Origin of the sequence: Synechococcus sp. PROS-7-1, from assembly GCF_014279795.1 — a bacterium.
In the GTDB taxonomy this organism is placed as follows: domain Bacteria; phylum Cyanobacteriota; class Cyanobacteriia; order PCC-6307; family Cyanobiaceae; genus Synechococcus_C.
The window spans coordinates 1,399,675-1,420,968 of sequence record NZ_CP047945.1 but is presented as its reverse complement, the minus strand read 5'-3'; the positions used below and the strand labels follow the sequence as shown (position 1 = coordinate 1,420,968).

Genomic DNA, 21,294 nt, shown 5'->3' with positions numbered 1-21,294 from the left:
GCTGGGATTCAAGTCCCAGCGCGTTCACATCGCTCAGTGCATAATTTGTCCAAGGATGGTCTTTTGGTGATCGGCAGTCGATAGCGTGCCCAAAGTGAATACAACCAATCCACGATCGGACTGACGAAAGGCCATGTTGTGGGTGCATAAATCCAGCCGAGACCAATCAAGCGGTAAGCAGCGCGAAACACAGCCACATCCTTAAGAACTTTCCCGTCGGCATCGATGGCATGAATCCTTGCCATGGCTTGGCGATAGGTGATTCCACCCCATGATTCAGGACAGTAATCCGTGGCATTGATATCCACAAATTGCATCACTTCCTTTTGATCCTTTCGGCGGAGAAAGTTCACTTCTCTGACACAGAGTGGGCAGCCGCCGTCGTAGAGAAGGGTTAGGGCATGCTCTGATGTCATGGACGTTCGTGACTTGAAAGGAGTCCTGTTCTAGCGAAACCAATCAGGTGTCTCGGGCTACGGCTTCCCCCATGGTCAGCATCTGATGGATCGGTCCAACATCGTGCACTCGCAAGACATGCACGCCTGCGGCCTGGGCACGTGCGCAGACTGCAGCAGTCCCCCAGATTCTTGCTTTGGGCTTGGGTTGATTCAAGACCGCGCCGATGAAGCGTTTTCGAGATGGGCCCAGCAACAAAGGAATGCCATCGTATTGGAGTTCTTCGAGCCGGCGGATTAGTTCCAGATTCTGTTCATTGTCTTTCGCAAATCCCAGCCCTGGATCCCAAATCAGTTGGGCATGCTTCACTCCTTGTTGGCAGGCCAGTTTGGTGGTTTCCCGCAGTTCTCGCTGGACTGCATTCACCACACCCTCCTTGCCGTAATTGGTGCAAGAGTCCATCGTTGCGCTGTTTCCCCGGCTGTGCATCAACACGTAAGGACAGCCTGCTTCAGCAATGAGCGGAAGCATGGCTGAATCGCGGCGGCCTCCGCTGACATCATTGATCCAGTCGGCACCCGCATCGAGTGCCGCTGAGGCCACAGCAGCCAGGAACGTGTCGACGGAAATGATGATATTTGGATGGGCGAGTCTGATCGCTTTGAGGCAGGGGATCAGACGTCTCAGTTCCTCTTCAGCACCCACCTCTTCGGCCCCAGGTCGGGTGCTTTGAGCACCAAGATCGAGCACATCGGCTCCATCACGGATCTGTCGGTCGGCTTCTCTTGTGGCCAGATCCTCACCGTTGAAACGGCCTCCATCACTGAAGGAGTCTGGGGTGAGGTTGATCACACCCATCACAGCTGGTCTGTGACCCCAGCAGGTGGGATGGCGCATCGCTCGCTCAGACTTTCTTGTAGTTCGCGATTCTTGCGAAGCCCTCGGGATCGAGCGATGCACCTCCGACTAACACACCATCAATTTCGCTCATGCCCATGAGCTCATCGATGTTTGCTGGCTTCACCGACCCTCCGTACTGAATGATCAGATCAGGTGAACCGACCCAGCTTCGGATCAGTCCACAGATTCGATTCGCCTCGGCGGACTCACAGGTTTTTCCTGTGCCGATGGCCCAGATTGGTTCGTAGGCCACGACCAACCGAGCCGGATCGAGACCTTCAAGGCCCTGTTCCACCTGTCGACGGATTACCCGTTCAGCCTCACCTCGGCTGCGCTGCTCGTCGCTCTCGCCCACGCAGACGATGGGGATCAGGTCGTGAGCTTGCGCTGAACGGGCTCTGTGGTTGATCTGTTCATCACTCTCGCTGAAGTATTTCCGGGGCTCGCTGTGGCCAACGATGGCGTAACGCACGCCATGCTCCTGAAGCATCGCTGGTGAGATCTCGCCCGTGTAAGCCCCGTGACCTTCCCAATGCACATTTTGGCTGGAGATTTCGACCCGACTCCCAGTCCCCACATCCGCCAGCGTGCTGATCGCGGTGAAGGGCGGAGCTACCACCAAATGACGGTCATCCGGGGTCTCAGCGATCAGGGGTAGGAACGTACCCATCCAGTCCCGGGTCTGGGCACAGGTCATGTGCATCTTCCAGTTGCCTGCGATCACCGGTTTGCGCACGCTTGCGTCCTCTGCAGCTCAGCAGCAGCCAACTTACGGCCCAGCCTGAGGGTCTTCGGGAACCGTGGCGCTTTCTCCACCGAGTTCAACATGATCTCCAGCCGTGAGTTGCCGTCCTCGGCGGGATTCCACACTGCCGTTGACCAGCACCTGGCCATCGCGGATGCGCAGTTTGGCCTCGCCTCCTGTGGAAACCCATCCCTGCCATTTGAGGAACTGATCGAGCTTCATCAGGGCAGTGCGTCTGGATGCCATTGATAGTGTGCACCGATGCTGACCCCTTCCGAAGCCGGATTCCGCAGACTTCTTCCCCTCCTGCGGCCGCATTCCGTCCAGCTGCTTTGGGGTGCGCTCAGCATGATCCTCTTTGTTGGCAGCTGGCCGCTGCTGATGGATCTGGTTGGACGGTTGATTCCTGCCCTTGGTTCAGGTGATCTGTCAGTCGTGCTCCCTGTGATCGGCCTCGTTCTTGTGGTGTTTCTGCTCCAGAAGCTGGCTCAGTTTGCTCAGGATTCGTTGTTGGCCGGTCCAGCACTGCAGGTGAGCCAGAGCTTGCGCAGGGATCTTTTCCGCCAACTGCAACAGGTGGAACTCGGTGCCCTGGAGAAGCTCTCAGCGGGGGACCTCACGTATCGGCTGACCGAAGACGCGGACCGTGTCAGTGAGGTGATCTACAAAACTCTCCACGACACGATCCCCAGTGCCCTTCAGCTCCTTGCTGTTCTGGGGTACATGCTCTGGCTCGACTGGAAACTCACCCTTGCGATCCTTCTGCTTGCGCCGTTGATCGTGTGGTTAATCAGTTTGTTTGGTGGAAGGGTCATGGCCGCCACTGAACGCAGTCAGAAAAAAGTCAGTGAGTTGGCAGGGCTTCTTGGCGAGGCGATTGAGGGTTTGCCTTTGGTTCGGGCTTTTGCCGCCGAACCCTGGTTGCAGGGGCGCTTCGAACAGGAGATCGATCAGCACAGGAAGGCCCGCTACAACACCTACCGGCTGGTGGCCTTGCAACATCCGGTTGTTGGCATCATCGAAGTTCTCGGCATTGCGGTGGTTCTCGTCCTCGCTGCTTACAGGCTGAGCAATGGAGATCTCGACAGCAAGGGACTCACCAGCTACGTGACCGGTCTTGTGGTGCTGATCGACCCCATTGCTCACCTCACCACGAACTACAACGAGTTTCAGCAGGGTCAGGCCTCGTTGCGCCGTCTGAGGGCGATCGAGAAGGAGCCCTCAGAGCCCGCCGACCCCGATCCGGCTCTTCCCCTGGATCGCCTTCGTGGTGATCTGGTCTTCGAGAACGTGCAGTTTGGTTATCGCCTAGATCAACCTGTTTTGCATGACCTCAACTTGGCCATTGAAGCTGGAAGCGTGGTGGCCCTGGTGGGTCCTTCGGGGGCCGGCAAGAGCACACTTTTTTCATTGGTGCTGCGTTTCAACACCGCGCAGAGTGGTCAGGTGCTGCTGGACGGCAAGAATCTGGCCCAAGTGAGGGCCCGTGATCTTCGCCAGCAGGTGGCCCTGGTTCCGCAGCGCAGCAGTGTGTTCTCAGGCACCATTGCCGAAGCGATTCGCTTCGGTCGCGCGGCCAGCCAAGAGCAAGTCGTGGAAGCGGCCCGTCTGGCCAATGCCCACGATTTCATCATCAACCTCCCGGAGGGATACGCGACCCATCTGGAAGAGAGGGGAACCAATGTGTCTGGCGGGCAGCTTCAGCGCATCGCCATCGCCCGTGCCGTTCTTGGGGACCCTGCTGTGATGCTTCTCGATGAAGCCACCAGCGCGCTGGATGCCGAAGCGGAATCTGCTGTGCAGGTAGGCCTTCGTCAGGCCATGCGCGGCCGGACAGTGCTGGTGATTGCGCATCGACTGGCAACTGTTCAGGAAGCAGACCGGATTGTTGTTCTCGAGAATGGCTCGATCATCGAACAGGGAACCCATGACGCCCTGATGCAGCACAACGGGCGTTATCGCGAACTGTGTGAACGGCAGATGATTCGTGATTTGCAGAGCTAAATTCGAAGTGAAGTGTTCAGACCTTGCTTCAGAGCCATGACAACCACTCCGACCGACAATCCAGTTCTGACCTTTGAAGGCAAGCGCTATGACCTCAATGCCTTGCCTGATGAGCTCAAGGAGCTTGTACGCGGGATGCAAGTGGCCGATGCACAGCTGAGGATGCATGAAGACACCCTCAAGGTGTTAGCTGTTGGACGTCAGACCATGGCAATGCAACTGAATGAACGCTTGAAGAACGTCACTCCTTTGCCTGAGAACGGTTGAAGTTGTAATCCCTGGTGATCTTGAAGATCACTGGGGAGAGAAGTAGCAAGGACAAGAGATTCGGGATTGCCATCAATCCGTTGAGGATGTCTGCGATTAACCAAACCACGTCGAAGCTGGCGGTGGCTCCAATGACGACCACCGCCACCCAGACCAGACGGAACCAGCGAATCGGACGAACACCAGCGAGAAATTCCAGGCAGCGTTCGCTGTAGAAACTCCAACCAAGGATGGTGGTAGCCGTGAACGTGACTGTTGCAAAACTCACAAGATGGCCGGCACCAGGCAAGGCCCAATCAAAAGCACTTTTGGTGAGCATCACACCCTGCTCGCTGTCCACGTAACGCCCACTGATCACGATCACGAGGGCCGTCATCGTGCAGATAATCAGCGTGTCAATCACCGTTCCCAGCATGGCGACGGCACCTTGAAGGACTGGATCTCCTGGACGAGCTGACGCCTGCGCGATCGGAGCCGTTCCCAGGCCGGCTTCGTTGGAGAACACTCCACGAGCGATTCCTTTTTGGATCACCACACCCACGGCCCCTCCAGCTGCTGCCCGACCTGTAAAAGCGTCCTGCACGATCAGCTGAAATGCCGCTGGGATCTCACCGACGTGAAGTAAAAGAATCACAAGCGCGCTGAGAACATAAATCCCAGCCATCACTGGAACCACCACACCTGCCACGCGACCGATTCGGCGGATTCCACCAATAATCACAACAAAGGTAATGAGAGCCATCCCGATGCCTGTTGCCAGGGGGGGGATGCCATAGCTGCTCAGAACGCTCGCTAATTCATGGGCCTGCACACCATTGCCGATTCCGAATCCAGCGAAGGTTCCGAACAAGGCAAACACGATGCCGAGCCAGGCCCAGCGGGGACCAAGACCATTGCGGATGGCGTACATCGGACCGCCAACATGGTCCCGAAGAGAATCAACCTCACGGAACTGAACGGCCACCATGCATTCGCCGTATTTGGTGGCGATGCCAAGAACAGCCGCAAGCCACATCCAGAACACGGCACCTGGTCCTCCAGCCCCAATCGCTGCAGCGACTCCGGCCACATTCCCTGTGCCGATTGTTGCAGCGAGGGCCGTCATCAAGCCTTGGAAGGCATTCACCTCGCCTTCACCGGACTGCTCGGAACTTTTGCCAGTTCGCATTGACGCCACCATCGCGTTCAGGGCGAAACCCAAGCGACGCAGCGGCATCCACTGCAGGCCCACCATCAGGTAGAGGCCTGTACCGGCAATGAGTACGAGTGTCGCTGGTCCCCAGACAACCGAACTGACCTCTTCGAGGCTCAGACTCCTCAGAGTCGCGATGGAGACGGACATCACAGGCTGGAACAATCGAGGAAGCGGAAAGACTGAGTGCTAGCCGGTGTTTGGCCGTGCGCTTCGGTGCTGATCACCCGTTGCTCAAGAACCCAGGGACCGTTGGATTCGAGTGGCATGAATGTGTCTTCAAAACGGCTGAGTCCGCCGCGAGCTTCGCCGGTTGATGGGTCCGCATACTGACTTGTGTAAGTACGGCTGAGGTATCCAGACCCCGTGTCGGTGGTACTGCCGGTGTGAATGGTGACCACAGTTCCGTGAATATGACGGTGAACCATGGTGACCACCCGATCTTTGATGCGGTAGCGGTCTCCCTCACCCTTGCCGCCGATCAGGACTTCCAGACCTTCATCGCTGGTGGTTCCCGCAGTGAACGTGTTGTCACCGTGCACCTGATCGAAAGACCTCCGAACCCGGTGGATCGCCACTTCCCAGAGCTGGGATGCCATGGCCTTCTCAACCTCTGCATCGTCAACGCCTGTCACCTTGGCCTTCAGGTCGGCACCAACTTCGAAGCGGCCCTCGACGCTGCGGTCGCCCTGTTGCCAGATGCAACGTCCGCGATAGCCGGAGAAGCCAGGATCCCAGGTGTAACGGTTCTCATAAGCAGCCCTAAAAGCCTCGCGGCAGTCGCTGCCTGGTGATGTTTGCGCGGGAGTGCTGACGGTCACTGGGCTTGATCAATCTTCTGTGACCTTACCGGGACTCAACCCCTGCATGAACATCCTGCAGCGCGTGAATGTCGATGCTCCGCGACTGAAGAGCCTCGATTCCTTCAACCGCGGAGCGGGCACCTGCCAGGGTGGTGAGCGTGGGTACGGAATAGTCGAGGGCCGCTCGCCTGAGGTAGCGATCATCGTGAGCAGCCTGGCGGCCGATGGGGGTGTTGATCACGAGCTGGACATCCCCTGAGCGGATCTGATCTTCGATGTTCGGTCTGCCTTCATGCACCTTGAGCACAGGGGTCACCGTCAGCCCTGCCTCAACAAGGGTTTGGGCGGTGCCAGCCGTCGCGATCAGATCAAATCCAAGAGCGATCAGGCGCTGCGCGACCGGAATCAAGGCCGGTTTGTCGCGGTCGTGCGTTGACAGGAACACCGTACCCTCCGTGGGCAGGGCTTCACCTGCAGCGATCTCGGCTTTGGCGTAGGCCATTCCGAAGTCTGGAGCCCATCCCATCACTTCTCCGGTGGAGCGCATCTCAGGACCGAGGAGCGAGTCTGCACCTGGAAAACGTCTGAATGGCAAAACAGCCTCTTTCACAGCTTGCAGGGGCGGCCGAGGTTCTTCCAACAACCCAATGGTCGCGAGGCTCTCTCCTGCCATCAGCCGTGTTGCAATGCGAGCGAGAGGCACACCCGTGGCCTTGGCGACGAAAGGGACGGTTCTTGATGCTCTTGGGTTGGCTTCGATGATGAACACCCTTTCTTCACCGGTTTCTGCTTTTTGTACAGCGAACTGAAGGTTGATCAGTCCACGCACGTTCAGACGAAGCGCTAATGCTTTTGTCCAGGTTTTGATGGTGTTGAGCGCTTCATCCCCCAGTGAAATCGAGGGAAGGCAGCAGGCCGAATCACCGGAATGAATGCCTGCAGGTTCGATGTGTTCCATCAGTCCACCGATCACGACTGTGCCCTCGTGATCGCAGAGGGCGTCAACGTCCACCTCAATGGCGTTTTGCAGGTACTGGTCGATGAGTACCGGATGATCAGGCTCAACCTGAACGGCTTCGTTCATGTAGCGGTTCAGTTCGTTCTCGTCATAGACAACTTCCATGGCGCGACCACCGAGGACGTACGAGGGGCGGACCACCACGGGATAGCCGACTGTTTCGGCGACTGCCCTGGCTTCCGCTTCACTGCGTGCAAGGCCATTGCGTGGCTGGCGAATGTCTAGCTGTCGAAGAATGGCTTCGAACTGTTCACGGTCCTCGGCAAGATCAATCGATTCAGGAGTTGTTCCCCAAATCTGCGTGCCGGTGGACTGCCCCTCCGGTGTTTCGAGCCATCGCAAAAGAGGAAGAGCGAGCTTGAGTGGCGTCTGACCACCGAATTGAACGATCACTCCTGCGGGACGCTCCACTTCAATCACATTCAGCACATCCTCAAAGGTGAGGGGCTCGAAGTACAGACGATCGCTGCTGTCGTAGTCGGTGGAGACTGTTTCTGGGTTGCTGTTCACCATCACCGTGCAGTACCCCTGGCTCTGTGCAGAGAAGGAGGCATGGCAGCAGCAGTAGTCGAACTCGATGCCCTGGCCTATCCGGTTCGGACCACCGCCCAGAATCATCAGCTTGGGCCGGGTGTCACTGGATACTTCGCTGGCTGGTTCCTGAAACTCAAGATCCCCGCTGGTGTTGATGCGAGCGACCGCCCTCTCATAAGTTGAGTAGTGGTAAGGCGTCGAGGAGGCGAACTCTGCTGCGCAGGTGTCAACAGTTTTAAAGACGGGTTGAACTGCGAGTGTTTTGCGATGGGCACGCACCGAAAGCTCATGGCTGTTGGTTTGCCAGGCAATTTGACGATCAGAGAACCCGAGCTGCTTCAGCTCAAGCATGGTGTCGCTTGAGAGCTGATCCAAACGTTTCCCGCACAGGAGCCGCTCTTCGACGTCAATCAGGTGGCGAAGTTTGGCCAGGAACCAGGGGTCGATGCTGCTGAGAGCATGGATCTCGGTATCGCTCCGGCCTGCAATCATCGCGGCACGAACGCTGAGAATGCGCTCGGGGGAAGGGGTCCGCAGGGACCGCTCCAGTTCGGCTGGTTCAAGCGTTGGTTCCGGCCGATCGCCTCCCCAGCCTGAGAGGCCTGTCTCGAGCGATCGCAGCGCTTTTTGGAACGATTCCTCGAAACATCGGCCCATCGCCATGGCTTCGCCAACGGATTTCATCGCCGTGGTCAGAACGGCTGGCGATCCGCGGAACTTCTCAAAGGCGAAGCGAGGGATTTTGGTAACGACGTAGTCGATCGTCGGTTCAAAGCAAGCAGGTGTCTTGCCTGTGATGTCGTTCAGGATTTCATCAAGGGTGTATCCAATGGCTAACTTCGCGGCAATCTTCGCGATCGGGAACCCTGTGGCCTTGCTGGCCAACGCCGATGATCGGCTCACTCGGGGGTTCATTTCGATGACCACCACCTCGCCGTTTTGAGGATTGATGGCGAACTGGATGTTGCTGCCGCCTGTCGCGACACCGATCTCGCGGATGATTGCGATCGACTGGTCCCTTAAACGCTGGTATTCCCGATCGGTGAGCGTCTGAGCGGGTGCCACTGTGATCGAGTCGCCCGTGTGCACTCCCATCGGATCGAGATTTTCAATGCTGCAGACGATCACGACGTTGTCGGCGAGATCGCGCATCACCTCCAGTTCGAACTCTTTCCAGCCGAGGAGTGACTTCTCGATGAGAATCTGCGAAACCGGACTTGCATCGAGCCCGCTCTTGCAAATCGCGTCGAACTCCTCAGGGTTGTAGGCGATGCCTCCCCCGCTGCCTCCCAGCGTGAAGGCCGGACGGATGATTCGAGGGTATGTGCCGATGGAGGCTCCGACGGCCTTCGCTTCGTCCATGGATGAAGCGATCCCAGAAGGACAGACCTGCACCCCGATCCGTTCCATCGCCTGCTTGAAGAGCTGCCGGTCCTCTGCTTTGCGGATTGCCTTGAGGTCAGCACCGATCAGTTCAATGCCGAAGCGATCCAGAGTGCCGTTCTCTGCCAGCGCAACAGCCAAGTTCAGAGCTGTCTGCCCTCCCATCGTTGGCAGGAGGGCATCCGGCTTCTCTCGTTCAATCACCCTTGTGACGACCTCAGGAGTAAGAGGTTCGACGTAGGTCCGATCCGCCATCTCCGGATCAGTCATGATCGAGGCCGGATTGGAATTAACTAAAACAACTTCGTAACCTTCGGCTTTGAGGGCTTTGCAGGCTTGCGTTCCTGAATAGTCGAACTCACAGGCCTGTCCAATCACGATCGGCCCAGAACCCAGCAGAAGGATGCGCTGCAGATCGTTCCGCCTGGGCATTGATGGTGGGTGGCCAAACCTTATGAGTCTCCCACGCAGCCCACTGGCTTAAGAACACTCCCAACGAAGTGAGCTGGTGAGTCGCTAACTTTGAGGGTCAGGTGAAACAGTGAAAATCATGAGCGAACTCCAGCGCCTGAAGGGGCTGCTGCCCCCCGAAATGCAGAGCTGGGTGTTCGTTGAGGCCGCAGCAGCAGTTGATCCTGCTCTGATCACCCTGGAGGAAATCGGTCGCGACGAAGTGGAGATTCAGGTTGACCTTGATGCCTGGGACAGCCTGGCTCTGGATTACCGCAACTTGCTCTTCTGGCATGAGGTTGGGCGGATTCAGAACGACACCATCCCGCGAGACGGTTGGGAGATGGCCGCACTAGCTATCGGTCTTGGAGGTGCCATCGGAGAGCTCTGGGTTCAGGACGGGCTGCTGCTGATCATGGCCTTGGGGCTCTCCGGGTTTGCGGGGTACCGGCTCTATCTCAAAAACAACGCCGAGAAGCGTTTGCGGGATGCCATCGCTGCTGATGAGCGTGCGATTGATCTCGCCTGCCGCTTCGGTTACAGCGTCCCGAATGCTTACAAGAGCCTTGGCGGTGCCCTCAAGGACCTCGTTGAGAAGACCAGAAAGAAGAAGAAGAGGGGGTTTTACGAGGATCGTCTGGAGGCTCTGCGCAAGAGTGCTGGTAAGGCCCGAGCTGAAATGGCTCAGCAACAGGGGTCCCGTCAATCCGTCACCAGTGAGAACGTCTATGGATAGTGAGCAGCTGGCTGAATTGGCCGCTGAAGCCTGTGACGACCGCAAGGCTGTGGATATCCAGCTCATACGCGTGGATGAAGTCTCAAGTCTGGCCGACTGGATGGTGATCGCCGGAGGGCAGAGCGATGTGCAGGTTCGCGCGATCGCCCGTTCCGTCGAAGACCGGTTGGAAGAGGAGGTTCAGCGCCTACCTCTACGCAAGGAAGGAATCAACGAAGGACGATGGGCCCTCTTGGATTACGGGGAACTGATCGTTCATGTGCTTCAGCCTGGTGAGCGCAGTTATTACGACCTTGAAGCGTTCTGGAGCCACGGCCAGCGTCGACCCCATCTAGCCTCAAAAACCACCGAGGACTGAGATCCCTCCATGGTCTCCAGCGTGTCCTGCCCTGTTCCGCCTGAGCAGCGTCCCCAGGAGGAGTTCGTTGAACTGAGCCGTTCTTGGTTTTTTACGTGGCCATGCCAGTCACAGATTGATCTCGATCGGGCTCTTCTGATCAGCTGGCTTCTCATTTCACCGGTCAGTGTTCTTGTGGCCAGTGGAAGCTGGACTCTTCGGCACGACCCAGTGCGACTGTGTTTAGCAGGAGGTGTTGCTGCACTCGTGCTGCCGATGTTGCTCCTGGTGCGCCAATGGCTTGGGTGGAGCTATGTGCACAAACGACTGCTTTCAGAGCAGGTTGAATATGAAGAGTCAGGCTGGTACGACGGCCAGGTTTGGGAAAAGCCACTGGCCTGGCGTGAGCGTGATCTCTTGCTCGCTCAACACGAAGTCCGCCCGATTCTCGGCCGCCTTGGTCGTGCGATGGCGCTCGTCACTGGCTTGATGCTCGGTGGTGCGAGCATCTGTCAAGCTCTCTGAATTCGAGGGATCTCCTCCTTTCATGTCGCTTCCATCTGGATACAGAGGTTCAGCGCGACCCACAGCGGTGCCGCCCTTGGAAGTGCAGCTGAGACGAGGCGCATCGGTTGAATCCAGCCATCGGGTTCATGTGGTGGTCTGCGATAGCCGCGGCCGTGTGTTGATGCGAGCCGGAGAGCCAGATCACGAAACGTTTGTGCGCTCGGCGCTCAAACCCTTTCAGGCGTTGCCCTTGTTGAGCAGTGGAGCATCGGAGGCTTACAGCTGCGGAGAGCGGGGCATTGCCATCAGCTGTGCCTCCCATGCCGGCACTCCGTCCCATGCTCGGGAGGCGTTCCGACTGTTGTGGAATGCCGAGTTGGAAAGCGATCATCTCCAATGCCCCATTCCTGCTGGGGCTCGCAGTCCTCTTGAACACAATTGTTCGGGCAAACATGCCGGGTTTTTAATCACAGCCAAGAAGATGGGCTGGCCTCTCGACTCTTACTTGCGTGGAGACCATCCCGTTCAGCAGGAGGTGAATCGTCGCGTCGCAGAGCTGCTCGGTCTGCCTGCGGAGGAGCTCGTGGCCGAACGGGACGACTGCGGAGCCCCCACCCTCAGACTTCAGTTGGCCCAAATCGGCCTCCTCTATGCCCACCTTGGTGCCTCAACCCACGCTGAGATGGAGCAAATTAGCCGCGCCATGCTGGCTCACCCCGAGCTTGTGGCTGGGGAAGGACGGTTTGACACCGAGCTGATGCGGCGCTCCCACAATCAGGTCATCAGCAAGGGAGGTGCCGAGGGAATTCAATGCCTTAGTCGAACTGGGGACGGCCTCGGAGTCGCGATCAAGGTTGTGGATGGTGCGCGTCGCGCCAAGCAGGCCGTTGCTTTGCATGTGTTGCGCCAGTTGGATTGGCTCACTCCAAGCGGTCTTCAGGAGCTGGAGGAGCAACTGTTGCTTCCCAATCCTGGCGTTCACCTCGTGGTGGAAGGAGAGCTGCGTTCATAAATCACATTCGTGGTGTCGTTCGACACCAAGTTGTATAGTGAATGAGTCACCGCGGGGTAGAGCAGTCTGGTAGCTCGTCGGGCTCATAACCCGAAGGTCGGGAGTTCAAATCTCCCCCCCGCCACCAACTTCAAAAAAACCCCGCAGTTGTGGGGTTTTTTTATTGATTTCTTGCGATTGTGGTGCAATTGTTTGCGCGAGCAAGATGTCGTTTGTATGGCTTGTTTTTTATCTCAACATCGCAACTCCGCTTGTTTCTCTGAGAATCAAGCGTCCTGAAATGGATCGCTTTTAACCGAATGCCGCACCAACCCTTCGATGCCATCGTGATTGGTTCCGGAGCCACTGGAGGTGTGGCTGCGATGACCCTTGCCGAAGCAGGAGTGCGCGTGCTGGTTGTCGAAGCAGGCCCTGATCAAACTCCTGAGCAAGCATTCGGGTCAGAACCGGCGAACAGTCTGCGGCGTGCTGAGGGTCTGCTGAGTGGTCGGCATCGACGGCAATCCCAGCATCCCGGTTACTGGAAGCAGAATCCTGCTTTGTATGCCGACGAATATCAATATCCCTACATCACACCAACGGACCAACCATTTCTTTGGACCCAGGGCCGTCAGGTGGGAGGTCGCAGCCTGACCTGGGGAGGTATCACGCTGCGTCTTTCGGACTACGACTTCAAGGCTGCTGATGCCGATGGCTACGGGCAAAGCTGGCCGATTGGTCACGACGATCTGGACCCGCACTACAGCGCTCTTGAGCGCTTTTTTCAGGTGAGAGGTAATCAAGATGGTCTTCAGCATCTTCCTGATGGCGTGTTGGCTCCGGCACTGCCTTTGCTCCCTGAGGAAGAGAGCTTCCGCACCGCCTTGCTGAAACATCGGGGCGTTTCCTTAATTCACTCCCGGGGTTTCTCTGCACGCCTTCCTGGCTCCCAATCGTCTTGGCCCAAGTCGAGCAGCAACGGATCGACGTTGCTCCATGCCAGGGCCTCGGGCCGGGTGGAGCTGCTCAGCGGCTTCATGGCCGTGAATTTGGTGATGCATTCCGGTCAGGACAAAGCCAAGGCCGTCGTTGTGGTGGATCGCTCAAGCGGTGAGCAGCGTCTTCTTGAAGCCGATCTGATTGTGCTGTGCGCTTCAACCATCGCCAGCCTTCGGTTGCTTCTGCAATCGGAGCAAAGGCACGACTCCCGCGGTTTCCGCGATTCATCCGGTTTGCTGGGTCAAGGCCTCATGGATCACGTGTCCAGTTGCCGCTTTTTCTCAGTGCCATCGCTAACCGGCAGGACGCCCATGCAGGAGCAGGATCCATCCAGCCTGCTCTCGGGTGCAGGAAGCTTTTTCCTCCCTTTTGGGAATGATCCTGCCCAGTGCAACGGGCGTTCGTTCCTACGGGGCTATGGGCTCTGGGGTGCGATCAATCGCTTTGATCCTCCTTGGTGGCTCAAGCGCCAACCGGATCAACGCCTCGGCTTTTTGATTGGCCATGGAGAGGTCTTGGCCTCTGAGGCCAATCGCGTCACCCTCTCGGATCGCTGTGATTCGCTCGGAGTGCCGATGCCCATGATCAGCTGCCGCTGGGGGGCCAATGAAAAGGCGATGGTGACACACATGCAAGACACCATTCGAGACTGCATCGACATTGCTGGTGGTACTCCAGCTTCACTCGCTGATTTGTTGCATCTTCCTTTCGTTGAACCCGTCGTTCGCGGAGCGATTGCTGTTCAAGAGGATGCCCCGCCTCCGGGGTATTACATCCATGAAGTGGGAGGGGCTCCCATGGGCCTCAGTGAAGAAACGAGCGTTGTCGACTCTTGCAATCGTTTGTGGCGCTGCCGGAATGTGCTGGTGGTGGATGGTGCCTGCTGGCCCTCATCTGGATGGCAAAGCCCAACACTCACGATGATGGCCATCACCCGTCGTGCCTGCCTGGAGGCTCTCAGGCCTGCAAGCGACTGCGGCTGAAGAGGTCATCAAGGTAGCGCTGCGTCACAGCCCTCTCGGCGCAGCCGTTCTGGAAGAGGAACTGGGCCAGCGCAGAACTCATCACCTGGTATTGATCCCAAGAGGGATTGGAGCCGATGAAGCTTTTCATGCCTTCGTAGAGCACTTCAGGAATCTCCGCTTCAAGACTCACAAAGGGCGACTCCGCTTCGCTGGTGGGTGTTTGTGCATTGATGCAGCGTTCAAGATGATTTCGATCCATCAGCCTCTCAGGCATTGTTCATTCACCAGTAAGGAAGCCACAGCCCACCCCTTGTCGTCAAAGGGCACCTGTGAATGCCATTGATTCCTGATCTCGCATGAGACTCATCTCACCGCGACAGTTCTTAGAGCGCTCTTGGGGCTTAGTGCGCTCGTAGTGCGGTAGCACTTCGGTTGTCAAGTGTTTGTGGCTGCCAATGGAGCTACCCACAGTCACGGGATGAATGCTGGGGCTTCTGCTGTTCAGCGGTGGAAAACGGCCCTAAAGCTGTGGAAAAAAGATCGTGCTCTCCACAGCTGCCGCCATTGATCAGTCACTCTGATGAGTGCGTTTCTCTCGTGACGCATTGAGACAGAGACGGATGAGCATCGAAATCCGTCTGAATTGCTTCAGCTTTCTGGCTCAGATGTGTCTACCTGTGACGAGGAGCTTCTCAACGTGTTGGGCCCGAGGGGGTGATCTGCATGGGGGTAGGGATGGTGGTGTCCATGACCATGGTCATGGTCATGGTCATGGCTGTGGTCATGGCTGTGGTGTTGGTTGCCCCCAAGTGGAATCGGCACTCCGTCGGGCTGGCAAGCGCCAGTGCACTCCCTCTCGCAGAGGTTGCAGGCCTCAGTGAGGCCCTCCACATGATGGTGGTGACTGGCTTGCTCGAGGCCCACTTCCTGCTCGAACCCCAGAACCTGGGCTCTGTACTTGCACAGTGAGCAGTTCATGGCCGCTTCTCCCCCCAGCACCTCGCTCACTCTCTCGAGGAACGTGTCCAGCACGAAGCTGTGATCTCCGAGATAGGGGGCATCAAGGAATTCGATGTTGGGATGATCTTCAGCAACGCCAAGGGTGTGTTGTCTGATTCGGCTCACCAACACTCCCGAAAACAGGAAATAAGGAAAGACGACGATTCGTTTGAATCCCAGCTTCACAACGTGCCGCAGCCCCGGATCCACCAAGGGAAACGTGACGCCTGAGTACACCGTTTCACCCCAGCCGAAGCCGAAGCCTTCCACCAGCATGCGGGTCACTTTGGACACGTTCGAGTTGGCATCGGGATCCGATGATCCACGCCCTACGACGACCAGCAGGGTGTCCTCAGCCGGGCAGGGATCCGCAGCCATGAGTGCCTCACGGATGCGTGCTCCTGCTGCAGCAATCATTAAGCGATCAACGCCCAGTTCCCGTCCGTAATCGATGTCCAGACCCGTTTCAGCGCTGTAGGTATTGAGGACCGATGGAATGTCGTTCTTGGCATGCCCGGCGGCAAATAGCATCGCCGGGATGGCCAGAACCTTCTCAACTCCCTGGGCTCGGAGGCGATCGAGTGCCTCACGGAGAATGGGCTGAGCAAATTCAAGAAAGCCATACTCCACAGGAAGGTCAGGAAGCCTGGCCTTTAATCCATGGGCGAGGCCTTCGAATTCCTCAACCGCCAAACGGTTCCGGCTCCCATGACCGCAGATCAGAACACCATGTTTCTGATCAGAAAGAGCATCGAGCGCCAGGGTCACACTGAGTGGGCATCTTTGCCAAACCTATTCGTACCTGTGAGCGCGATGTCATGAATGCTTTGGCGAAGGATGCACGATCGAAAGGACGGCTCATTCTTGGCCCTGAGCTCTTGGCCGCTGTTTTGGCTCACCCTCTGCACCCAACCCCATTGTTGGTGAGCTCTGGTGCAACGAGCAGTCGTTGTGCCGGTGATGGCCTTTGGACGCTCGATCTTAGACCGCGTTACCAGGAGCTTCGTTATCAGGGGGAGTCTTCTCAGGTCACGATCGGCACCGGACTCACCATGGCTGAAGTGCTCGAAGGCCTGCGTCCCCATCGACGCGCTCTGCCGATTGGGCTGTCGGGATTGCCTGGATCTGGATTTCTTCTCACCGGCGGTATGGGGCCGCTGAGTCGCTCCCAAGGTTTGGCCATGGACCATATCCAGCGGATCGAGGGGGTGTGGGGCAACGGTGAACGGTTCAATATCCACCGAGATGACGTCATCGGTGATGAGCGGGCTGTCGACTACTGGCGAGGCCTTCTGGGCGCCGCTCCTTTTCTGGCTGTCGTGACAGGCCTGGAGCTAAGTACACACCCCATCAAGCCCCTGGCCGTTCAGCAGACGCGCATCGCTGTTGAGGCATTGCCCCATTGGATCCGTTTGGCGGAGCAGTGGCCTTCTTCCGCGAGTCTCCAATGGTCATGGGGTGATCACGTCGAGATCTATGCCGTGCAATGTGTTTCCGATGGCTGCACACCAGATCTGCTTCCGGCTTGTGCAGGTGACGCCGCTGAGCTTTTTGCTGATCAGCTGTCACTTCCTGCTTTCGGCCGGCTCACGAGTGACCGCCAACCATTGCCGTCCCACTGTGAGGTGCTCGGCAGGCTTGGGCAGAGATGGGGGGAGGAGGCTGAGTTAGTGGTCGATCATCTTCGTGAGTTGATGATGCGCAGGCCGCATCCGTCCTGCCGAATCAGTGCTCAGCAATTGGGTGGGGAAACAGGCTCTGTTGAGCCCGCTTCGACATCCTTTATCCATCGCGATGCGGTGTGGAAACCCTGGATCACTGCGGCCTGGACACCTGGGGACCGTGCTGGACGGCAGCGTTCCCTGGATTGGATGGAGCGTGTGAGCGAGGCGTTGATGGCGCTGAACCCAGGGGTGCATCTCGCTCAACTTCATGACCATCTTCCCTGTCATGACCAGGAATTGGAAGATGCCTTTGGATCCTGGTTGCCATCACTCAAGCAATTGAAGGCCGAGCTTGATCCCGATCAACGTCTGTGCCGGCTTTGAGATACGGTCGCCACACGTACAGATTGATTTATGGCAACCGGACCCGGGGCGCTGCGGTTGGAGCCCCTCATCGGTAACCCCAGCAAGGAGCTTCTTTCCGGCTTGGTGGTGGCCTTCGCCATGATTCCCGAGGCCATTGCCTTTTCAGGAATTGCGGGCGTTGACCCCCAGGTGGGTTTATTTGGAGCCTTCTGCCTGTCGATCACCATCGCCTTCGTGGGTGGACGGTCGGCAATGATCACCTCCGCCACGGGCTCCACGGCTTTATTGATGACGGGGCTTGTGGCCACCGGTGAAGCCCGTGGACCTGGCCTTGGCCTGACTTATCTCCTGGTGGCCGGCGTTGTGACCGGCATCCTGCAGATTCTCTGGGGGTGGATGCGACTCGCTTATCAGATGCGCTTCGTGCCGCTAGCAGTGTTGAGCGGCTTCGTTAATGCTCTGGCCCTGCTGATTTTTCAAGCGCAGTTACCCCAACTAGGGATCAATCTCCATTTCGGAGAAACCAAAGCTGCTGGTCACGCCCATGAGGTGATGTTCAGCGGAGTGCAGCTGCCGATCATATGGGGACTTGTTTTGCTGGGGCTTGTGATCATCTACGGGCTGCCGCGTCTGACGCGGGTGTTGCCGTCTCAGCTGGTGGCGATTGTCGTGCTGACGGTCATCTCCATGGTCTTCAACCTGGCGGACAACTTCGGAATTCCCACAGTGAGCAGCCTTGGTGATCTGCCAACCGGACTTCCGATGCCGAGCTGGCCCTTCGGTTCACCAGAGAACATGAAAGTGCCCTTCAGCCTGGAAACCCTCGGAATCGTGTTGCCAACAGCCCTGGCCATTTCCCTGGTGGGACTGATGGAAACATTCCTGACGCAAGACATTCTCGACGACCGCACCGACAGCAACTCCAACAAGAATGTGGAAGCACGGGGGCAAGGCCTCGCCAACATTGTGTCGTCTTTGTTTGGCGGTATGGCGGGGTGCGCGCTGGTTGGCCAATCCGTGATGAATATCGATAACGGGGGCCGTACGCGCCTTTCCACGCTGTTCTCAGGCGTGAGCCTGCTAGCCATGATCCTGCTTGCCAGACCTTGGCTTCAGCAGATTCCCATGGCTGCACTGGTTGCTGTGATGATCAGCATCGCTGTCAGCACTGCGGATGTGGCTGGACTGCGAAGGATCCGCTCCATTCCGAAGAGCGATACAGCAGTGATGTTGATGACCTTTGCCGTCACCATGCTGACCACCCCCCACAATCTGGCGCTGGGTGTCTTAGCAGGAGTGGCGCTGGCCGGAATCCTGTTCAGCAGGAAGGTTGCGAAGGTTATTCGTGTTGAGCCAGTGGATGTTGCTCCAGATCTGCGTCGTTATGTCGTGACTGGCCAACTGTTTTTCGTGAGCAAGATTTATTTCCTCCAGGGCTTTGATGTCCATGATCACCCAGCAAAAATCATCATTGACATGTCTTCAGCTCACATCTGGGATCAAAGTGGTGCGGGAGCACTCAATCAGTTGGTCAGGAAACTGAAAAAGGGTGGATCAGAGGTTGAACTGGTCGGTCTCAACACCGAAAGCCTCGATCTGTTTGAGCGTATCGGCTCTCAGCCTGAAGGTTCTCACGGCTGACAGATCATCGGCGGTTGTAAAGCAGAGCCAGACATGCGGTGAGATCATTTCTCATGCCAGTGAGCCGCTTGTTGATCATTGCATCGTCAGCTCGAGCCCTTAAAAAGGTTTCGGTGACATCATTGCCGATGCTCATAATCAGGCACATTGTTTCAAGGTCATTCTCTGCAATGGCGCGTTCCCTGGCACCTTCCAACATGACCTTGAGGATGGCCATCTTATTGTTGTATGCCTGGCGATCTCCCAATTCCCAGGCGAAAGAAGGTGAGAAACTCAAGGAAGTTCCTACGATCAAAAAAGATATTGACCCCAGCAGGGATCGATGCATTTCGTCACATAGAATTAGCTTCAAGATTAATCCTCCGAGCACAGATCCTTGCGATCAGTCCAATCGTTGTGTGCAACCTCTGACACACTGGCTTTGCTTTGGTGATTCTGTATGCAGCAGCGTGGTGTGCTTCTTTCTCTCGGGGTCTTGCTGCTCAGTTTGCAAGCCTGCGCAACGCTCGGCGAGGGAGGAGCCTCTCGCTTGGATCTGATCCGTCAGCGAGGTCAGCTTCGCTGTGGGGTCAGCGGCAAGATTCCTGGTTTCAGTTTTCTGGATCGTGACGGCCGCTATGCAGGACTGGATGTGGACATGTGCAAAGCCTTTGCTGCGGCATTCCTAGGGGATTCCAGCAAGGTTGAGTACAGACCACTGACAGCTCCGGAGCGTTTTACGGCTCTGAGAACTGGTGAAATCGACCTTTTGTCTCGCAATACCACGTTCAATCTCAGTCGTGATGCGTCTGGTGGGAATGGCGTTTCTTTTGCACCGGTGGTGTTTCACGATGGTCAAGGTCTTCTTGTGCGCCGTGATTCCGGTATCAAGGGGCTCGAAGACCTCAGAAACAAAACAATCTGTGTTGGTTCCGGAACCACAACGGAACAGAACCTCAACGATGTTTTTCAGGCCAAGGGAATTCCATACAAACCGGTTAAATATCAAGACTTGAATCAGCTCGTGGCTGGGTATTTGCAGAAGCGTTGCGCAGCGATGACATCGGACCGATCTCAATTGGCCTCGGCTCGTTCCGGCTTTGAACAACCAAACAACCATCAAATCCTGCCCGAAGTGCTCAGCAAGGAACCCCTGGCCCCTCTATCGTCCGGAGGAGACCAACGCTTGGCCGATGCCATGCGATGGGTGGTTTTTGCTCTGGTGACCGCTGAGGAAATGGGGATCACGCAAGAGACTGTGGACGCCAAGCTTCAGGAGGCGATCAACGATCCCAGCAAAACAGCGTTGCGGCGTTTTTTGGGAGTTGAAGGAGAGCTTGGATCAAAACTGGGTCTTCCGAATGATTTCGTCGTCAGGGTGTTAAAGACCACCGGCAATTACGGCGAGATTTATGACCGCCACCTCGGCCCGCAGAGTGCTGTGCCCATCCCGAGAGCACTCAATCAGCTGTATCGGGATGGTGGTGTCTTGATTGCTCCACCATTCCAATGACGCGTCGACAACGCTGGTGGATCCAGGTTCTGCTGCTAGCGGCCGTGCTCACGCTGGCTGGAATCCTGATCAACAACCTCACCGTCAACTTGATTCGTACAGGGTTGGGGCTGAGTTTCCGTTGGCTGACCAGGCCAGCTGGGTTTGCGATTAGCGAGCATCTTTTGCCGTTTCAACCTGGCGACAGCATGGCCTGGGCCCTGTTGATGGGATGGTTGAACAGTCTTCGGGTGATCGCCTGCAGCATTGTCCTGGCCACAGTGTTGGGCGTGGTGGCAGGCGCTGCGTCTCGCAGCGATAACCCACTGCTCAGTGCGCTTGCAGGTCTTTATGTGGGGCTGATTCGTCAGACTCCTTTGCTTTTGCAACTGCTCTTCTGGTACTTCGTGGCCTTTCTGGGTCTGCCGTCCGAACCGCTCGCTCCGCTTGGGGCATTGATTCGAGTCTCCAACCAGGCCATCAGCGTGATGGGACTCAATCTCAGTGTTGAATTTGCGGCTGTCCTGGTTGGACTCAGTGTGTTCACAGGGGCTTCCATTGCCGAGGTGGTCCGTGGGGGGCTGGATGCCGTACCGCGGGGACAGTGGGAAGCCTTTCGCAGCCTGGGCATCGCTGAGGGGCTCGGGCTGAAACGTGTGGTTCTGCCCCAAGCTCTTCCAGCCATTCTCCCGGCCCTCAGCAGCCAATACCTCAACCTTGCCAAGAACAGCACGTTGTCAATCGCTGTTGGCTATGCCGATCTGTATGCCGTCAGTGATACCGCCATCACTCAGACGGGACGTGCCATCGAAGGCTTTCTGCTCCTCTTGTTGAGCTTTCTTCTGCTCAACCTGCTGATCAACGGCGGCATGCAGATCCTCAATCACTCTGTGCTCAACAAGGGGCAACGCATCTAACATTCGTCG

At 57.1% G+C, this 21,294-nt stretch carries 21 protein-coding genes and 1 tRNA gene; 12 read left to right on the top strand and 10 right to left on the bottom strand.

The annotated features are described in order from the left end of the window. Nucleotides 1-8: 8 nt before the first annotated feature. From SynPROS71_RS07800 to SynPROS71_RS07785, 4 genes are read right to left on the bottom strand one after another with little or no spacing between them, the layout of a single operon-like run. Nucleotides 9-416: a thiol-disulfide oxidoreductase DCC family protein gene (locus SynPROS71_RS07800; protein ID WP_186594320.1), complete on the bottom strand. Its 408-nt coding sequence runs from the start codon at nucleotides 414-416 to the stop codon at nucleotides 9-11. 43 nt (nucleotides 417-459) lie between these two features. Then, the gene (gene folP / locus SynPROS71_RS07795) at nucleotides 460-1,293 is read right to left on the bottom strand and encodes a dihydropteroate synthase (RefSeq protein WP_186594318.1); all 834 of its coding nucleotides are present in this window, start codon (nucleotides 1,291-1,293) and stop codon (nucleotides 460-462) included. A gap of 7 nt (nucleotides 1,294-1,300) precedes the next feature. Then, nucleotides 1,301-2,032 (bottom strand): triose-phosphate isomerase, encoded by a 732-nt coding sequence (tpiA, locus tag SynPROS71_RS07790; protein WP_186594316.1) that lies wholly within the window; start codon nucleotides 2,030-2,032, stop codon nucleotides 1,301-1,303. A 33-nt stretch (nucleotides 2,033-2,065) separates the two neighbouring features. After that, nucleotides 2,066-2,263: an RNA-binding S4 domain-containing protein gene (locus SynPROS71_RS07785; protein WP_186594314.1), complete on the bottom strand. Its 198-nt coding sequence runs from the start codon at nucleotides 2,261-2,263 to the stop codon at nucleotides 2,066-2,068. Between the two features lie 39 nt (nucleotides 2,264-2,302). Here SynPROS71_RS07785 and SynPROS71_RS07780 point away from each other — a divergent pair, with 39 nt between their 5' ends. Then, nucleotides 2,303-4,045, top strand: a complete 1,743-nt coding sequence (locus SynPROS71_RS07780; protein ID WP_186594313.1) for an ABC transporter ATP-binding protein — start codon at nucleotides 2,303-2,305, stop codon at nucleotides 4,043-4,045. Nucleotides 4,046-4,081: 36 nt separating this feature from the next. Next, nucleotides 4,082-4,312: a DUF6447 family protein gene (locus SynPROS71_RS07775; protein ID WP_186594312.1), complete on the top strand. Its 231-nt coding sequence runs from the start codon at nucleotides 4,082-4,084 to the stop codon at nucleotides 4,310-4,312. On the opposite strand, the gene SynPROS71_RS07770 is transcribed toward SynPROS71_RS07775, so the two are convergent. From SynPROS71_RS07770 to carB, 3 genes are read right to left on the bottom strand one after another with little or no spacing between them, the layout of a single operon-like run. Further along, the gene (locus tag SynPROS71_RS07770) at nucleotides 4,287-5,654 is read right to left on the bottom strand and encodes a sodium:alanine symporter family protein (protein WP_186594311.1); all 1,368 of its coding nucleotides are present in this window, start codon (nucleotides 5,652-5,654) and stop codon (nucleotides 4,287-4,289) included. The genes SynPROS71_RS07775 and SynPROS71_RS07770 overlap by 26 nt on opposite strands. Then, nucleotides 5,654-6,325 carry a DUF3386 domain-containing protein gene (locus SynPROS71_RS07765; protein ID WP_186594310.1) on the bottom strand — a complete coding sequence of 224 codons (672 nt, stop codon included), beginning with the start codon at nucleotides 6,323-6,325 and terminating at the stop codon, nucleotides 5,654-5,656. The genes SynPROS71_RS07770 and SynPROS71_RS07765 overlap by 1 nt, the downstream gene beginning before the upstream one ends. A gap of 25 nt (nucleotides 6,326-6,350) precedes the next feature. Next, nucleotides 6,351-9,674 (bottom strand): carbamoyl-phosphate synthase large subunit, encoded by a 3,324-nt coding sequence (gene carB / locus SynPROS71_RS07760; RefSeq protein ID WP_186594309.1) that lies wholly within the window; start codon nucleotides 9,672-9,674, stop codon nucleotides 6,351-6,353. 118 nt (nucleotides 9,675-9,792) lie between these two features. Between carB and SynPROS71_RS07755 the strand changes: the two genes are divergently transcribed. From SynPROS71_RS07755 to SynPROS71_RS07730, 6 genes are all read left to right on the top strand, one after another. Beyond that, nucleotides 9,793-10,428 (top strand): DUF3318 domain-containing protein, encoded by a 636-nt coding sequence (locus SynPROS71_RS07755; RefSeq protein WP_006041593.1) that lies wholly within the window; start codon nucleotides 9,793-9,795, stop codon nucleotides 10,426-10,428. Then, the gene (gene rsfS, locus SynPROS71_RS07750) at nucleotides 10,421-10,786 is read left to right on the top strand and encodes a ribosome silencing factor (RefSeq protein WP_186594308.1); all 366 of its coding nucleotides are present in this window, start codon (nucleotides 10,421-10,423) and stop codon (nucleotides 10,784-10,786) included. Before SynPROS71_RS07755 ends, rsfS begins: the two co-directional genes overlap by 8 nt. A 9-nt stretch (nucleotides 10,787-10,795) precedes the next feature. Continuing rightward, nucleotides 10,796-11,290, top strand: a complete 495-nt coding sequence (locus SynPROS71_RS07745; RefSeq protein ID WP_186594306.1) for a CGLD27 family protein — start codon at nucleotides 10,796-10,798, stop codon at nucleotides 11,288-11,290. Between the two features lie 22 nt (nucleotides 11,291-11,312). Beyond that, nucleotides 11,313-12,284: an asparaginase gene (locus tag SynPROS71_RS07740; RefSeq protein ID WP_186594304.1), complete on the top strand. Its 972-nt coding sequence runs from the start codon at nucleotides 11,313-11,315 to the stop codon at nucleotides 12,282-12,284. 50 nt (nucleotides 12,285-12,334) lie between these two features. Continuing rightward, a tRNA-Met gene (locus SynPROS71_RS07735) sits at nucleotides 12,335-12,411 on the top strand. A gap of 172 nt (nucleotides 12,412-12,583) precedes the next feature. Next, on the top strand, nucleotides 12,584-14,245 hold the full coding sequence (locus tag SynPROS71_RS07730; protein ID WP_186594302.1) for a GMC oxidoreductase: 1,662 nt from the start codon (nucleotides 12,584-12,586) through the stop codon (nucleotides 14,243-14,245). Here SynPROS71_RS07730 and SynPROS71_RS07725 read toward each other — a convergent pair. Both SynPROS71_RS07725 and SynPROS71_RS07720 read right to left on the bottom strand, forming a co-directional pair. After that, nucleotides 14,220-14,486, bottom strand: a complete 267-nt coding sequence (locus SynPROS71_RS07725) for a DUF2811 domain-containing protein (protein ID WP_186594300.1) — start codon at nucleotides 14,484-14,486, stop codon at nucleotides 14,220-14,222. The two genes, SynPROS71_RS07730 and SynPROS71_RS07725, sit on opposite strands and share 26 nt — an antisense overlap. A 389-nt stretch (nucleotides 14,487-14,875) precedes the next feature. Beyond that, nucleotides 14,876-15,994 carry a sirohydrochlorin chelatase gene (locus tag SynPROS71_RS07720; RefSeq protein WP_186594298.1) on the bottom strand — a complete coding sequence of 373 codons (1,119 nt, stop codon included), beginning with the start codon at nucleotides 15,992-15,994 and terminating at the stop codon, nucleotides 14,876-14,878. A 50-nt stretch (nucleotides 15,995-16,044) separates the two neighbouring features. Between SynPROS71_RS07720 and SynPROS71_RS07715 the strand changes: the two genes are divergently transcribed. Continuing rightward, complete coding sequence (locus SynPROS71_RS07715) at nucleotides 16,045-17,274, top strand: FAD-binding oxidoreductase (protein WP_186594296.1); 1,230 nt, start codon at nucleotides 16,045-16,047, stop codon at nucleotides 17,272-17,274. 30 nt (nucleotides 17,275-17,304) lie between these two features. Then, the gene (locus SynPROS71_RS07710; protein WP_186594294.1) at nucleotides 17,305-18,897 is read left to right on the top strand and encodes a SulP family inorganic anion transporter; all 1,593 of its coding nucleotides are present in this window, start codon (nucleotides 17,305-17,307) and stop codon (nucleotides 18,895-18,897) included. A gap of 4 nt (nucleotides 18,898-18,901) precedes the next feature. On the opposite strand, the gene SynPROS71_RS07705 is transcribed toward SynPROS71_RS07710, so the two are convergent. Beyond that, complete coding sequence (locus SynPROS71_RS07705) at nucleotides 18,902-19,174, bottom strand: hypothetical protein (RefSeq protein ID WP_255442049.1); 273 nt, start codon at nucleotides 19,172-19,174, stop codon at nucleotides 18,902-18,904. A gap of 162 nt (nucleotides 19,175-19,336) precedes the next feature. On the opposite strand from SynPROS71_RS07705, the gene SynPROS71_RS07700 reads away from it, so the two are divergent. Continuing rightward, nucleotides 19,337-20,389, top strand: a complete 1,053-nt coding sequence (locus tag SynPROS71_RS07700; protein ID WP_186594290.1) for an amino acid ABC transporter substrate-binding protein — start codon at nucleotides 19,337-19,339, stop codon at nucleotides 20,387-20,389. Continuing rightward, entirely contained in the window at nucleotides 20,386-21,285 is a 900-nt protein-coding gene (locus SynPROS71_RS07695; protein ID WP_186594288.1) for an ABC transporter permease subunit, read from the top strand. Before SynPROS71_RS07700 ends, SynPROS71_RS07695 begins: the two co-directional genes overlap by 4 nt. Nucleotides 21,286-21,294: the final 9 nt, after the last annotated feature.

Excerpts from the sequence above, each read along its gene's own strand:
- SynPROS71_RS07800 (WP_186594320.1), bottom strand. The coding sequence starts at position 416 with ATGACATCAGAGCATGCCCTAACCCTTCTCTACGACGGCGGCTGCCCA.
- folP (WP_186594318.1), bottom strand. The coding sequence starts at position 1,293 with ATGCGCCATCCCACCTGCTGGGGTCACAGACCAGCTGTGATGGGTGTG.
- SynPROS71_RS07785 (WP_186594314.1), bottom strand. The coding sequence starts at position 2,263 with ATGAAGCTCGATCAGTTCCTCAAATGGCAGGGATGGGTTTCCACAGGA.
- SynPROS71_RS07780 (WP_186594313.1), top strand. The coding sequence starts at position 2,303 with ATGCTGACCCCTTCCGAAGCCGGATTCCGCAGACTTCTTCCCCTCCTG.
- SynPROS71_RS07775 (WP_186594312.1), top strand. The coding sequence starts at position 4,082 with ATGACAACCACTCCGACCGACAATCCAGTTCTGACCTTTGAAGGCAAG.
- SynPROS71_RS07770 (WP_186594311.1), bottom strand. The coding sequence starts at position 5,654 with ATGTCCGTCTCCATCGCGACTCTGAGGAGTCTGAGCCTCGAAGAGGTC.
- carB (WP_186594309.1), bottom strand. The coding sequence starts at position 9,674 with ATGCCCAGGCGGAACGATCTGCAGCGCATCCTTCTGCTGGGTTCTGGG.
- SynPROS71_RS07755 (WP_006041593.1), top strand. The coding sequence starts at position 9,793 with ATGAGCGAACTCCAGCGCCTGAAGGGGCTGCTGCCCCCCGAAATGCAG.
- rsfS (WP_186594308.1), top strand. The coding sequence starts at position 10,421 with ATGGATAGTGAGCAGCTGGCTGAATTGGCCGCTGAAGCCTGTGACGAC.
- SynPROS71_RS07745 (WP_186594306.1), top strand. The coding sequence starts at position 10,796 with ATGGTCTCCAGCGTGTCCTGCCCTGTTCCGCCTGAGCAGCGTCCCCAG.
- SynPROS71_RS07740 (WP_186594304.1), top strand. The coding sequence starts at position 11,313 with ATGTCGCTTCCATCTGGATACAGAGGTTCAGCGCGACCCACAGCGGTG.
- SynPROS71_RS07730 (WP_186594302.1), top strand. The coding sequence starts at position 12,584 with ATGCCGCACCAACCCTTCGATGCCATCGTGATTGGTTCCGGAGCCACT.
- SynPROS71_RS07725 (WP_186594300.1), bottom strand. The coding sequence starts at position 14,486 with ATGGATCGAAATCATCTTGAACGCTGCATCAATGCACAAACACCCACC.
- SynPROS71_RS07715 (WP_186594296.1), top strand. The coding sequence starts at position 16,045 with ATGAATGCTTTGGCGAAGGATGCACGATCGAAAGGACGGCTCATTCTT.
- SynPROS71_RS07710 (WP_186594294.1), top strand. The coding sequence starts at position 17,305 with ATGGCAACCGGACCCGGGGCGCTGCGGTTGGAGCCCCTCATCGGTAAC.
- SynPROS71_RS07700 (WP_186594290.1), top strand. The coding sequence starts at position 19,337 with ATGCAGCAGCGTGGTGTGCTTCTTTCTCTCGGGGTCTTGCTGCTCAGT.
- SynPROS71_RS07695 (WP_186594288.1), top strand. The coding sequence starts at position 20,386 with ATGACGCGTCGACAACGCTGGTGGATCCAGGTTCTGCTGCTAGCGGCC.